General features: G+C 33.4%; 8 protein-coding genes. All 8 read right to left on the minus strand.

The features are described from left to right. Window positions 1-39: 39 nt before the first annotated feature. Window positions 40-2,340: a beta-glucosidase BglX gene (gene bglX, locus ACZ0AH_RS14415; protein WP_463476490.1), complete on the minus strand. Its 2,301-nt coding sequence runs from the start codon at window positions 2,338-2,340 to the stop codon at window positions 40-42. A gap of 10 nt (window positions 2,341-2,350) precedes the next feature. Then, on the minus strand, window positions 2,351-3,064 hold the full coding sequence (locus ACZ0AH_RS14420; RefSeq protein ID WP_463476491.1) for a carboxylesterase family protein: 714 nt from the start codon (window positions 3,062-3,064) through the stop codon (window positions 2,351-2,353). Window positions 3,065-3,074: 10 nt separating this feature from the next. Continuing rightward, a complete protein-coding gene (locus ACZ0AH_RS14425) occupies window positions 3,075-4,445 on the minus strand; it encodes a glucoamylase family protein (protein WP_463476492.1) in 1,371 nt (456 codons plus the stop codon). 69 nt (window positions 4,446-4,514) lie between these two features. Continuing rightward, window positions 4,515-5,975, minus strand: coding sequence for a RagB/SusD family nutrient uptake outer membrane protein (locus tag ACZ0AH_RS14430; protein WP_463476493.1), 1,461 nt, complete (start codon window positions 5,973-5,975; stop codon window positions 4,515-4,517). A gap of 4 nt (window positions 5,976-5,979) precedes the next feature. After that, window positions 5,980-8,982: a SusC/RagA family TonB-linked outer membrane protein gene (locus ACZ0AH_RS14435; protein ID WP_463476494.1), complete on the minus strand. Its 3,003-nt coding sequence runs from the start codon at window positions 8,980-8,982 to the stop codon at window positions 5,980-5,982. Window positions 8,983-9,237: 255 nt separating this feature from the next. Continuing rightward, a complete protein-coding gene (locus tag ACZ0AH_RS14440; protein ID WP_463476495.1) occupies window positions 9,238-11,982 on the minus strand; it encodes a helix-turn-helix and ligand-binding sensor domain-containing protein in 2,745 nt (914 codons plus the stop codon). A gap of 99 nt (window positions 11,983-12,081) precedes the next feature. Continuing rightward, window positions 12,082-13,266 carry an acetate/propionate family kinase gene (locus ACZ0AH_RS14445; protein ID WP_463476496.1) on the minus strand — a complete coding sequence of 395 codons (1,185 nt, stop codon included), beginning with the start codon at window positions 13,264-13,266 and terminating at the stop codon, window positions 12,082-12,084. Between the two features lie 142 nt (window positions 13,267-13,408). Continuing rightward, window positions 13,409-15,502 carry a phosphate acetyltransferase gene (gene pta, locus ACZ0AH_RS14450; protein ID WP_463476497.1) on the minus strand — a complete coding sequence of 698 codons (2,094 nt, stop codon included), beginning with the start codon at window positions 15,500-15,502 and terminating at the stop codon, window positions 13,409-13,411. Window positions 15,503-15,510: the final 8 nt, after the last annotated feature.

Consider the following 15,510-nt stretch of genomic DNA (forward strand, 5'->3'; position numbering starts at 1 on the left):
CAACCAATTACGAAGGGCTAATTACAATAAATAAACCAACTATTTAGTTAATTCAAAACTAACTTTCTTGTCTGCATTTGAATTTCCGCCAACGAAAACATCAAACTGTCCAGGTTCTGCTACGAATTGTAAATCAGAATTATAAAATTTTAAATCTTCAACTGTGATATCAAATGACACAGTTTGTTTCTCTCCTTTTTTAAGTGTTATTTTTTGGAAATTTTTCAATTCTCTAACTGGTCTTGTTACGGATCCAACTAAATCTCTAATGTATAACTGAACGGTTTCTTTACCGTCATAATTTCCTGTATTGGCAACATCAACAGTAACTTTTAATTTTCCGCTGAAATTCATTTTATCAGCTGAAATTTTCACATTTGAATATTCAAAAGAAGTATAGCTTAATCCGAAACCAAATGGAAATAATGGCTCATTTCTTTCGTCGATATAATTAGATCTGAATTTTTCAAATTTACCTTCTGTGTTAGAAAGTGGTCTTCCTGTATTTTTGTGTGCGTAATAAATTGGTAATTGTCCAACGCTTCTTGGGAAAGTTGAAGTCAATTTTCCTGAAGGATTTACATCTCCAAATAATACATCTGCAATTGCATAACCTGCTTCACTACCTGCAAACCAAACGTTTAAAATAGCCGGAACAGTTTCATTTTCAGCTTTTATCACTAACGGACGACCATCAAATAATACTAAAACAACTGGTTTTCCTGTTTTTAATAACGCATTTAATAAGTCTTTCTGAGCTTGTGGAATTTCTAAATTTGTACGGCTGCTGGATTCTCCACTCATTTCAGCAGATTCTCCAAGTGCAGCAACAATTACATCAGATTGGTTTGCCACTTTCAAAGCTTCTGCCAATAATTCTTCTTTTGAACGACCATCGCGGTGTAAGGTTTTACCAAACATTGTTGCGTTAGTTTCAAAAGTTTCGTCGTAATCTAAGTTGCTTCCTTTTGCATATAACACTTTCGTGGAAGTTCCTGCAACTTCTTTAATTCCTGCTAATAATGACGTAGCATTTTCCATTTTTGTAGCTACACTCCAGGTTCCCGGCATGTTTTCTTTGGCATCAGCCAATGGTCCGATTAAAGCAATTGTTCCTGATTTTTTAAGCGGCAATACCTGATTTTGATTTTTTAATAAAACCAATGATTGAGCCGAAATTGATCTGGCTTCTTTTCTGCTATTTGCTGTAAAAATTTCTGTTTTTGCTCTGTTTTCATCACAATATTTGTACGGATCCTGGAACAATCCTAAATCGTATTTTGCTTCTAAAATAAGTTTAACAGCATTATCAATTGTTTCGATTGTTACTTTTTTCTCGTCAAGAGATTTTTTCAAGGTTCCTAAGAAACCTTCACCAACCATATCCATTTCAACACCTGCATTTAATGATAAAGCCGAAACTGCCTGTAAATCGCCCATTCCGTGTTCGATCATTTCAGGAATTCCGGTAAAGTCAGTTACCACAAAACCTTTAAAACCCCATTGTTTTCTTAAAACATCTGTCATTAACCATTTATTTCCAGTTGCAGGAATTCCGTCAATTTCATTGAAAGAAGCCATAACCGAACCAACTCCTGCATCAACAGCAGCTTTGTAAGGAGGAAAATAATCATTAAACATTCGGATGTGACTCATATCTACCGTATTGTAATCACGTCCTGCTTCCGGCGCTCCGTATAAGGCAAAGTGTTTTACACATGCCATAATCGAATTATTTTTCGAAAGATCGTGTTGTTGGTAACCATTTACCATTGCTTTTGCAATCTGGCTTCCTAAATACGGATCTTCTCCTGAACCTTCAGAAACTCTTCCCCAACGAGGATCACGAGAAACATCAACCATTGGAGAAAATGTCCAGTTGATTCCGTCCGCACTTGCTTCCTGAGCAGCGATTTGCGCACTTCTTTCGATTAACGCCATATCCCACGTACAAGATAATCCTAACGGAATTGGGAATGTTGTTTCGTAACCGTGAATGACATCCATACCAAAAAGCAATGGAATTTTTAAGCGGCTTTTTTCTACAGCAATCTTTTGTACCTCTTTAATTTTTTGAACAGATTTAATATTGAATAAACCTCCTACCTTACCTTCAGCAATATTTTTAGCCACATTAGAGCTATTTGCCTGACCTGTAGTAATATCTCCAGAAGTTGGCAAATTAAGCTGCCCTAATTTTTCATCTAACGTCATTTTCGACATTAATTCTGCTACAAACTCTGATTTTGGTTTAATTTTTACTGTGTTTTTAGTGGTCTTTTTTTGAGCATAACCCAAAACAGCGCATCCTAAAAAAAGTAAGACTAATTTGTTTTTCATTCTACTGTATTTATTTGTTCGTATTCTCTTTATTCTGTTTAAACATCCAGTCATAAATTTCAGGATTGTCATAAACTCTTGTCCAGCTATCGTGGCCTGCATCATCAAAAATGGTCAACTGAACATCCTTTGCATTGCATTTTTTTAATTCTTTGTAAATGGTAATCGCATAATCAACTTTTACAACATCGTCTAATAATCCGTGAAAAATCCGGGTTGGAATAGTCGCAATTTTACACGCACTTTCTAACTCAATCAAATCAACAAAACCCGAAATTGGCACTATGGCCGCAAACTTATCCGGATATGAAAGTGCTAAATTCCATGCTGCCCAGCCTCCTGAACTTAAACCTGTAACATATATTCTGTTGGGATCTATTTTGTTCTCTTTTTGAACTTTTAAAATCAATTCGTTAATAGATTCGATATCCCAATTTTCATCTTCTTTGCATTGCGGAGCCAAAACGTAAGCATCTAAGGCATGTGTTTTAAGATATTTTAAAGGGCCGTGAATTTTTACTTTTTCAATGTCTGTCCCTTTTTCTCCATCACCCGAAATAAAAACTATTAATGGCTTTTTCTCTTTTAGATTTGCCGGTTTATGCAATGCATATCCTAATTCATGTTTTACCATGACCACGGTTTTTATTGTTCCTGTTGTTTCGCTTTGAGCAAAACAAAGTGAAGAAAATAAAAGAATTAATAGCGTTATTTTATATTTCATTTATTGAATATTAGAATCCGTATTTTCCTGATTTAAATCCAAGTTTCACTAAACCTTGTTTTACTTCTGGAGCATTCATGAATAATTTCCATAATAAACCTGTGCGATAATTTTCGATCATAACTACTTCCGGTCCCTGATCGATTGCCAAATAGCGTTTTGCTACCCAATTATTATTCTGCAAACTTAAAGCATCATAAAAACCTGCATTACCCCAAGTTTCTTTTTTATGATTATCGTATAAATTACGTATTACGGCCATCGATTCTTTTGGTGTATACACAATTGAACTTATTGCAGCCGTTGGCGAAATAACGCCCTGATCGTTGCTTGGCATATGGGCATTATATCCTATTGATCCGTCTGGATTTCTGGAATAAGATGCTGTTAATCCCCAGTAATCCGGTCCGTAACCTTTCTTTGCATTTTCTATACAATATTCATAATTGATTTTGGTCTGATTTACATTCAAATCCCAATAGTTAGCATATTTATCTGTTAACTGAGTTGGATCAAGTCCTACATAAGAATAATGCGCCCAAAATAATGGTCCGCCAAATTCTTCTGCTCCGTTGTGTTTTAAAATTAACGGAATATTGTATTTTGTTTTTGTTGAAACAATTCCACCGCTTCTCGCCCAGCCTTCGTGATACGCTTTTGCATCAATTGCATGCGTTGGCGAAGATGCTGCCATTACATATGTAATCAAACATTCGTTGTATCCTTCAAGCGGAAAATTCATTTGCCAGTCGTATGTTGGCGACCAGTGCCAATATAAAACATTTTTATTATTGGTAAACCATTTCCATTCAACGCCTTTCCAAAGTGCATCATATTTTTGAGCAACCACTTTTTCTTTTTCAGAACCATCTTTAAGATATTCACGAACTGTAATCATTCCCGCAACCAAAAATGAAGTTTCGACTAAATCTCCACCATTATCCTTGGTTCCAAAAGGCTTTACTTTTCCTGTATTTCCGTCAATCCAATGTGACCATGCTCCGTGAAAACGATCAGCTTTGCCTAAAAAATCTGCAATTTTGTTTAGTCTTTCAACACCTTGATCTTTTGTTATATATCCTTGAGACATTCCTGAAACAAGAGCCATTAATCCAAAACCAGAACCTCCTGTTGTTACAATATTCGAATCATTTTCAGGATAAACTCCATCCGGATGATACCTTTCTCTTGCCAATCCTGAATTAGGTTCAGCATAATCCCAGAAATACTTAAAGGTTTGTTTTTGCACTACATCCAAAAGCTGCTCGTCTGTTAATTTTGCAGCAGAAGTATTTTCCGCAACTTCACCTTTTGATTTATCGGCATTCGAACCACAACCAAAAAAAGTAAAAACTAGTAATAAAACTGAAATTCTAATCATTATAAAAAATTTAAACTATTAATAAAATCACTCCTTTCTTACTTGAAAGGAGTGATTTTGAAATCTTAATTAATAACCACCAGGATTTTGTTGTGAAAGTCCTGCTGCTTGTTGCATAAAAGAAGATGGAATTGGAAACAATTCATGTTTTCCTACTACAAAAGTTTTACCATCAGCTTTCATAGCCGCTTCAGCTTGTCCAGTTCTAATAAGGTCAAACCATCTGTCATGTTCAAATGCAAGTTCTACTCTTCTTTCTTTCCAGATTGCAACTTTGATATCTGCCTGAGATGAGAAAGTAGTATTTGGTAAACCAGCTCTGTTTCTAACCTGATTTAATAAAGGAATAGCTGTAGATGTTTGTCCTAATTCATTCAATGCTTCTGCTTTCATTAATAAAACTTCAGCATATCTTAAATATCTAAGGTTTGTATCTGTAAATTCAACATTATAGAAAGCTGATGAATATGCTTTATAATTGTATCTTGGATTACTTACTGTTGAAGGTACTTCTCTACCGTCGTACAATGTTGTACCTCTAAAAATAATTGTTGCATTTTTTCTGACATCTCCTGCTTCATAAGCATTAGCCAGGCCTTCAGTTGGTGTATTAAAACCCCAACCCCAGCCTCCTGCGCCTCTTGGTGCCTGAGAAACAGTATAATTTCCGATTCCGAATCCTGGTGAAGAAGTTGTACCTACTCCATTAATTTCAAAAATTGATTCATCGCCAAATTCTCCTTCTTTTTTAAATTGTAAAGAATAATCTGAAACTAGAGAATAGCCTGTTACTTTATCACAGTTATCAACAACTTTTTGCCAGTTTTTTTGATATAAATATACTTTCGCTAATAGGGCGTAAGCTGACCCTTGAGAAACTCTTACTTTATCTGCGCCAGTATAAGTCGATTTTAGCGGCAACAACTGTGCTGCATCATTTAAATCACTTTCTATAAAAGCATAAACTTCTGCCGGTGTTTTACGAGTTAATTGCATAATTCTATCCGCATCATTTCCAGGAATTGGCAAATGATCTACAATTGGCACTCCTCCATATCCTTTTACCAGGGTAAAATACATGAAAGCTCTTAAAAACTTTGATTCTCCTTCTAATCTTGTTTTCAATGCAGGTGTTACTTTATCTAATTTTGGTAACATTGCCAACGCCTGATTACATCTGTTTATTCCAGCATAATTATAATCCCATATACTTTGAAATGAAGGTGTTGAGGCGTTATAAGTCAAGGCATCGATAACATCCTTATCAGTACCAGTATCTCCCGGATCTGAACCTTTATCTGCATCATCAGAAATGATACTAGTAACTGCGTTCCAGGCAAACGAAGACATGTCCCAATTTAAAAATATATTGTAAATCCCGTCTACCATTTTTGTTGCCTGCTCATCGGTATTAATTAGTTCCGGATCAGCAGGAATAGATGAAGTTTGGTCCACATCTAAAAAATCATCTGAACATCCAGACACAAACAATGCTGAAAGTACAAATAGTGATATATATAATCTTTTCATAATATTAAAATTTTAAATTAGCCCCAATAACAAATGTTCTTAATGTTGGATAAGCATCCAACTCAACTCCTTGAGTTCCCGTAACCAATTCTCCATCTCCTAAAACCTGAGGTGAAAATCCTGAGAATTTTTGAGTAATAAATGGGTTCATCGCATTTATATAAATTCTACAATAGCTGATAAAACCTTCTTCTTGAAGTGGTAATTTGTACCCTAAAGTAATGTTATTAATTCTAAAGAAATCTGCAGATTCCAAATAGTAAGTAGAAGCTACAGGAACTTGATTAAATGGTGCTGGATTTGTTGCCGTAGTGTTAGCTGGTGTCCAGAAATTAGTAGCCAGAGAAGCTTCTATGTTTTCACCATAAAAACGTTGTGCTTTTTTACCATTATAAACTTTTGCACCCCCAGTACCATAACCATCAACAGAAAAATCAATGTTTTTATAGTTTAATCCTAATGTAACTCCGTAATTATTTGTTGGTAATACTGAACCTACATATTTTCTGTCTTTAGTTTGATCTAAAGCATTTTGCGGAACTTTTGTTCCCGCAGCATTGTAGTATAACATTTGTCCATTTGCAGGATCTACACCGGCATATTCGTACATATAAAAACTACCCAACGATCTACCTACTGATGTATTATCCAGTATTTTTGTAGTTTGCCCATTTCCTAATGAGCCGCCGTTGGTTGTGGCTAATACAACATTTTTAAGACTTGTAAGTTCGTTTTTGTTGTGTGAAAAATTTCCTCCAACCCAGTAACTTAAATTATCAGTAATTTTATCATCCCAGCGTAATGCAATTTCATATCCTTTATTAGAAACTTCACCTACATGAGTTGGTGATTCTTTTGTAATTCCAGAAGTTGAATAAGGTTTAACGTTCAAAATTGTATTTGTTGTATTTTTATCATACACATCAAAAGATCCTTTTAATCTATTAGCCAATAATTCAATATCAAAACCTACAGAAGTTTCTTCTACAATTTCCCAGCTTAAATTAGGGTCAATTTGTGAATTAATTGTTATACCTGAACCTCCGTTATAATCTAACCCGGAAGTAAATGATTGGGTATTAAGAGGCACATCCTGATTTCCTAATTTACCCCATGAACCTCTTAATTTAAATAAATCTAAACCTTTAATATCTGATAAAAAGCTTTCTTTAGTTACAATCCATCCTAAACCAACTGACGGGAATGTTCCCCAACGTTTATCTTTAGCAAATTGAGATGATCCATCACGTCTTACGGTACCAGTAAGTAAATATCTATCCATCAACTTATATTGAAAACGTCCAAAATAAGATGCTAATCTTCTTTGATTAAGTGCCTCATCTTTATAACCAGTTACGGTAGAAGCAACGTTAACACCTTCTAAAGACCAATAATTAGAGTTTGGATCTACATTTTTTCTATCAATCGTTAATTTTTCTCTCGTACCTTGCACGTTAGCCTCAATACCAGCAGTAACTTCGATATCATGAATTTCTCCAAAAACTTTATTATAAGTTAAATAATTTGATAAATTCCAATTAAAATATTCATCTCTGCTTCTTGTCAATGTATTCTTATTCAAACTATTCGTATCATAACCTGATTCTACTCTTGTAGGGTCAGCTGCTAGCCAAAGAGCTAAATTATCTACATAATTATATTGTTTGTAAGTATAAAATTCTCCATTGAACTGTGACGTAAATTTTAATGATTTAATGATATCATAATCCAATTTTAATCCACCTTGCAATGTCACGCTTTTTTGTTGTTCATTATTATAATCTAAAGCAACTACAGGATTACCAACTGAATTAAAAGAATCTCCGCTTTCAGATACAACTCCATTTGATTCGAATGGAACACCATATTTTCCGTCCGGAAAACGTACAGGAACTAGTGGAGATTGTCTATATGCAGAAGTAAATGCGCTTAAAGGTTTAGGCGTGTTTTTTATAGAACTCACACTGAAATTTTGAGTTAATCTTAGTTTATCCGAAATTTTGAATTCGTTATTATTTCTAAATGTAGTACGTCCATAATCTGTACCATTCAAAATTCCTTTTTCTTCATAATTACCAGCACTTAAAAAGTATTTGATATTTTCTGAAGACCCTGAAATCGAAATATTATTTTGGGTGTAACTCCCTGTTCTTGTTATTTCATCAAACCAATCCGTATTGTAAGGTTGATTTTGAGAAAATCTTCCTGCAGGAAATTGACTTATAGAAGCCGCATTACTATACTGAACATATTGATCAGCATTTGCCATTTTAACTTTTTTAAGAGGCGTTCTAAAACCTGCATAACTATCAATATCAACAGTCATTTTTCCTTTTCCTGCTTTGGTCGTAATCATGATTACGCCATTCGCTCCTCTTGTACCATAAATAGCAAGAGCAGAAGCATCTTTAAGAATTTCATATGAAGTAATATCATTAGTATTGATATTATTGATGTTATCAGTTGGCATACCGTCAACTACATATAAAGGATTTCTACCTCCTAATGCTGTTCCAACACCTCTAATTACTACCGAAGGTTTACTTCCCGGTGCATCAGACGTAGATACCTGAACCCCTGCAGCTTTACCTTGTATTGCCTGGGAGGCATTCATTACTTTCATTTTTGTAATTTCTTCTGACTTAATTGAGCTAATAGCAGAAGTATTATCGACTTTCTTTCTGGTTCCGTAACCAATAACGACTACTTCTTTCAAAGCAGTATCACCTGCTTCTTTTAATGTAATTGTCATAGGAGCAGCAGTTGCCGGCACAGAAACTGCGTCAAAACCTAACATTGAGATTTTTATAATCTCTCCCTCTTTGGCATTAATTGTAAAATTTCCGTCGAAATCAGCATCAGCAGATGTTCGGGATTGTGGAGCACTAATAACTGCTCCGGGAACTCCCATTCCGCTACTGTCTACTACTTTTCCTTTAATTGCTTGTCCAGACATATAAGCTGGAAGAAGCAAGAGCGCTAAAAAGCTAAAAATAAAATTTTTCATACAGTTTGTAATCGTTTAAGTTAGTGCGACCAAATTAAACAATTACAACGTTGTAGTACATCAATCACTACTACTACACGGCTACATCATTATGTTAAAAAACTTACATATACTAATGATTATCAGCACGATAAATGTTAATAATTATTCATTAACATAACATTATGATGTAGTAATGATGTATTGAAATTATATAAAATCAAACCTGAAAAGATATAAAAAGATATAAAATATGCAAAAAAATACCTACAAATATTATAAGGCTAACAAAAATTTAGAAAGATTATCGTCCTGAGAGAGATTTAGCTTCTTTCTTAAACGATATCGGTGTAGTTCTACACCTCGAAAAGAGATATTCATCATTGGAGCAATTTCCTTCGAAGAAAGGTTCATTTTAAGATAAATGCATAATTTTATATCTTTTGGAGTAAGATTTGGAAACTTCTTAGAAAGATTAATAATAAACTCATTATGAATTTGATTCAGATTGGTTTCAAAGGTTTCCCATTCGTGTTTATTCACTTCATTTATCTTAATTGCTTTTTTGATTTCGCTTTTAAGTTTATTGAAATCTTTTTCGGAATCCAGAATACTCTGAATGTTTTCAATCATTTCACTTTGTTTTGCAATTGACAATGATTTCCCGGCAACTTCAGATGATTTAGTCTGCAGTTCAAGTTCGAGAATATGTTTTTCGTATTCCTGGATGTTCAATTCATTCTCGGCTTTTAATTCCATTTCAAGAATTTCACGCTGATGTTTTAATTCTTCTGACTGCAATCTTAATTTTTGCAAATAGCGAAGTTTATTCCATTTATAATAGAAAAACAATACTGCGCCTACAATTAAAATATAAAGCAAAATCATCCAAAAAGAAAAATACCAGGGTTCAGTAACTTTAAAATCAAAACTGGATACTTTTTCATAATTTGCGCCATCATGTTTATATATGCTAACTGAATGATTGCCACTGCTTAAATTGTTTAATACAACTAATCCATTAGAAATTGGAACAAAATCTGTGCTGTTATTAAGTCTGTAAAATAGATTAGGTTTGCTGGCGCCATAAATTCCAGAAATCACATTAATTTTTAATTCTGTATTGTATTTAATTTTAGATTCAGCCGGAACAAGGCTTCCCTCATTAAAGGCTTCAACCTTCACATCTGATTTTTGTTTATTTTCATATTTTAATTGAAGCGAAATAAATCCATCATCAAGATTTAAGAGATAATGATTTTGAGTTTTAAAGATTCTTATATTATCATTAATAAGCTTTCCTTTATAGTATTTCTCCTGAATAATATTCCATAAAAATTTATTTCCATTAGCATATATGTGATACAAAATTCCATTTTGCAGTACTATAAAATGGTCCTCATCAATTGAAACTACATCTGTAATATTTTTAAAATTGGTATTAAACAATTCATTTTCTTCCAGTTTATTGGTAAGAGAATTATAAGTGTACCATGAATTGTTAATTAGAAAAAGAATTTCACTTCTGAATTCAAAAATCTTAACTCCAAAATCATTTTTTATTTTGCTTTGCTGCGTAATATTTTCAACTTTTTTGGTTTTATAGTCGTCGGTAAATAAAACGCGGTACAAACCACGATAATTATCTGCGGCCCAAATTTCATTTTTTTTGTTCTGAGCTACATATTTTATTGGTTTTGAAAGATCCTGAATAACTTTATAATGTGTTAAATCTGAGGGATTATCGTAAACCAAAACACCACTGTAAGTCGATTGAAAATAGGTATTATTAATACTGCTTTTTGATAAATTCCAGCCTCCGCTTATCGTATTGATTTTAGCCAAAGAACCATTTTCATAAGAAAAAGTTCCGTCGTTATGACCTATAATATATTGATTATCAATTTTTGTAATATTCCAGCCTTGCCCCTGAGTATTGGGCATCATGGTAAATTTACCCGAATAAAACTCATAAATACCGTGATTAGAAGCAATCAAATATCCTTTATTTGTTGTTGCAACAGCATAAACAGATCCTAGAATTCCGGAATTATCATAGAAAAATGATATTGGAGAATTTACTTCAACATGTGCAATACCATTATCCAAACCAAGCCATAAATCATTTTCATTGTCAACACCAATACTTAAAACAGAATTATTCATCAAGACATTATTCCTGTCGATGTTTTTATAGGTATTTGTATTAAAATCATAAATAAAAACGCCTCTGTTTCCTGTTCCTACAACCAATTTATTTTTTTTAATAAATTTTGCTATATTGATTGTGGCTGCTTTAAAAGTTTCATTTAAAGGATTATTCCAGGATTTTAAACCTCCGTTTTCAACAATAAAAATCCCTTTTTTCTGAGTGAATATATACGTCTTGTTTTGATACTTTTCAATCGAATGAACTACGGTCTTTTTTAAAACATCCCAACCTTTTGGGTTCGTTATTTTTGAACCATTCATTTTGAAAACGCCTTTTTCGACAGAAGCAACGTAAAGATTGTTATCGACTACAAAACAATAAGAGATTAAAAATGGGAATTTGATCTTTTTAATCTGTTTTCCATCATAAATAAAAACATCATTAAAAGACTGAAAATATAATGCACCATTAAACCTGAAAATTTTCCAGATTTCTTCGTTATCCTTTTCATCAAATAAACGTAGATTTTTGGTAATTGAAACATAATGCATCTTGCCATTTTTCCTGTACCAGTAACCAAATTCCTTATAAGAACCGGAATAAATTTTATCACCTTCGATTAAAATTGATCTGATAATGGTTTTATTTGGTAAACTATATTTCTCCCAAACAACACCATCGTATCGCAATAAATAATGATTATTAGCAAAATACATGGCATTATCATTTCCCTGAACGACATTCCAAATTTGATTATCTCCCTGATAATCAGATTTATTATAATTTTCAACAAATGGAAGTAATTCTTGTGCCTGAATTTGAAAAGCAATGAAAAAGAAAAAGAATGTTTTTAGAAGTATCGATCTCAAAGTATGATATTTTATATTCAAAGATACTGACAAAAATTTAATTTCTAAACGTAAAAAAGCCTCTCAATTGAAAGGCTTTCTATAGATGTAATGTCAGAATTAGTGGTGAAGCAAATGATAAACCTGATTTGCAATTTCATATTCTTCATCTGTTGGTACAACCAAAACCTTCGTTTTCGAATCTGGTTTATTAATTTCCCTAATTTCTTTAGAGCGAACCTGATTTTTCTCATCGTCTATTTCAATTCCAAAATAATCCATATCAGTACAAACTAATTTGCGCATATAAGATGAATTTTCGCCAATTCCGGCGGTAAAAACAATAGCATCAAGACCGTTTAAAACTGCCGTATAAGAACCAATGTATTTTTTAATTCTGTAAGCATTCATCAATAATGCCAATTGACACTCTTTATTTCCTTTTGCAGCTTCTGATTCTATATCTCTTAAATCGCTATAACCTGTAAGGCCAAGCATTCCGCTTTGTTTCAATAAAATTGAATTTACGTCATCTGCTGAATATCCAAGGTTTTTAATCATATAAAAAATCACAGACTGATCAATATCTCCTGCGCGGGTTCCCATAAGTAATCCGTTTGCCGGCGAAAAACCCATTGTATGATCGATACTTTTTCCGTCTTTTACAGCGGTCATACTACATCCATTTCCGAGATGAATCGTGATTATTTTAGAACTTTTTTCTAAATAAGCTATTGCTTTTTCAGAAACATATTTGTGACTAGTTCCGTGAAAACCATAAACGCGTACTTTATTCTCTGTTAAAAGATAATTTGGAATCGCATATTTATAAGCCTCAACCGGAATTGTCTGATGAAAAGCAGTATCAAAAACAGCCACTTGTTTTGCATCTGAAAAAATTTCTTCGGCAACATTTATTCCCACTAAATGTGCAGGATTATGCAAAGGCGCCAATTCTGAAAGCTCTTTTATTTTTTCTTTAACCTCATCCGTAATAATAGTTGTATCAGAGAAATAACTTCCGCCATGAACCACGCGATGTCCGACAGCCGTAATTTCTGAAGTCGATTTTATAACTCCTTTTTCCGAATCTAAAAGCATTTCGGCTACTTTTTGCAAACCTACTTTATGTGTCGGAATTGGTAATATTTCTTCAATTGAATTTGAAGGTGTTTTGAATGATACATTCGAAGTTTCTAAACCAATTCTGTCAATCATGCCGGAACAAATTACTTCGTTTGTTGGCATAACCATTAATTGATATTTTATTGATGAACTTCCTGAATTTATAATTAATATTTTCATTTTTTTAAAGTTGCTAAGGTACTAAGTCTCTAAGTTGCTGAGTTTTTTTTAATTTATTTTATAGAAACGTTAATTTGAACGCGGATTAAAACGGATTTGATATAATCAATTAATAATTTATAATTCACAATTAATAATTAATTTAAAGTCCCTGCGCCTGAATCGCGGTAATTACAACTGTATTTATAATATCGTCTACCGTACAGCCTCGGCTTAAATCATTTACAGGTTTGTTTAAACCTTGTAACATTGGGCCAATTGCCAGAGCTCCGGTTTCTCTTTGTACAGCTTTATAGGTATTATTTCCCGTATTTAAATCCGGAAAAATAAGCACACTCGCCTGCCCTGCAACTTCAGAATCGGGCATTTTGCTTTTTCCTACTGCACGATCTACTGCGGCATCATATTGAATTGGGCCTTCAATTTTTAAATCGGGACGTTTTTGTTTTACAATTTCTGTTGCAGTTCTTACCTTATCTACTTCATCACCTTTTCCTGATGCTCCGGAAGAATAGGAAAGCATTGCAATTTTAGGCTCAATTCCGAAAGCTGAACTTGATTCTGCAGATGAAATAGCGATTTCTGCCAATTGTTCTGCAGTTGGATTTGGATTAATCGCACAATCGCCAAAAACCGAAACACGATCTTCGAGACACATAAAAAATACAGATGAAACTACAGATGAATTTGGTTTAGTTTTGATGAATTGTAAGGCGGGTAAAATCGTATGCTGCGTTGTATGAGCAGCTCCGGAAACCATTCCGTCAGCGTGACCTTTATACACCATCATTGTGCCAAAATACGAGACATCTTCCATTAAATCCTTTGCCATTGTAATACTTACATTTTTGGCTTTTCGAAGCTCATAATACGTATTTGCATAATCTTCGTAAAGTTCAGATTCTATTGGATTGATGATGTTAACTTTCGAAAAATCAAAAGTAATTCCAAGCTCCGTAACTTTACTTTCGATTTGTTTTTTATCTCCAATAATCGAAATATCAACCACATCCATATCCAATAATCTTGAAGTGGCGATGATAATTCGATCATCATTTCCTTCAGGCAAAACGATATGTTTACGATGCTGTTTGGCTCTTTTTACCATATTGTACTGGAACATTTTTGGCGTCATTCCTTCCGGCACAAAAGTGATTAATCTTTCGGATAATGCATCATTGTCAACATATTTTTCGAACGTACTTATCGAAGTTTCAATTTTATGGGTATTATTGGCATAGATTTTAGATTTTATAGCGCCAATTTTATTGGTAATATGATACGTTCCGCCATCAACAGCAATGATGGGTACGATGGCCGAAAGTCCTTCAATAAGTTTTAAAATACTTTCTTCCGGAACAATATTTCCGGTTAAAATGATGCCTGAAATTGTTGGATAATTAACAGATTCATTTGCCTGCAAAGCACCTAAAATAATATCAGAGCGATCTCCGGGCGTAATTACAAGCGCATTATCATTTAAGTGAACAAGATAATTGTGTAACTGCATGGCACCAACGCTAAAGTGTCCGATTTCATTATTGAGATAATTTTCTCCAAATAAAACCTTCGCATCCAATTCGTTAACAATTTCCTGCATGGTTGGATTATTCAAACTAGAAATTATCGGAATGGTATTAATCAAAACATTGCCTGGTAAACTTTTCTGCAATCCTTGTGTTACTAATTCTATATTTTCCGGCTGTACTTTATTGGCAAAAACCGATAAAACTTCGACCTCTTTTACTTTAAAGGAATCGTAAACCAAGTAAAGACTGTCTACCAATTCTTCTAAGGTTTTCCCAACTCCTGAACCAATAATAATAGTTGGAATTCCGAGGTTTTTTGCTATCAAAACATTCAAATCCAGTTCAATTGAAGTTCCTTCTCCGGTAAAACTTGTTCCTTCTACCAAAACAAAATCAAAACGCTCTTCAAGCTTTTTATATTTCTCAATAATCAAGTCTAAAACCTCTCCTATTTTACCTTTATTTTTCTTCTTGATCAGTTTGCTTTTTGTAATGGCAAACGCATCTTCAAACTTAATATCAAGATTAAAATACGATAAAACTGTTTCAATATGATTGTCTAATTCTCCATCAACAAAATCTTCTACAATTGGCCTAAAATAACCAACTTTAGCCGTTTTACCAATCAAAATACTCATCAAACCAAGTGTAACAATTGATTTTCCGCTATTTTGATCGCTGGTGGCTATATATATCGCTTTACTCATAATTTATG

Source organism: Flavobacterium sp. AC105 (genome assembly GCF_979258495.1).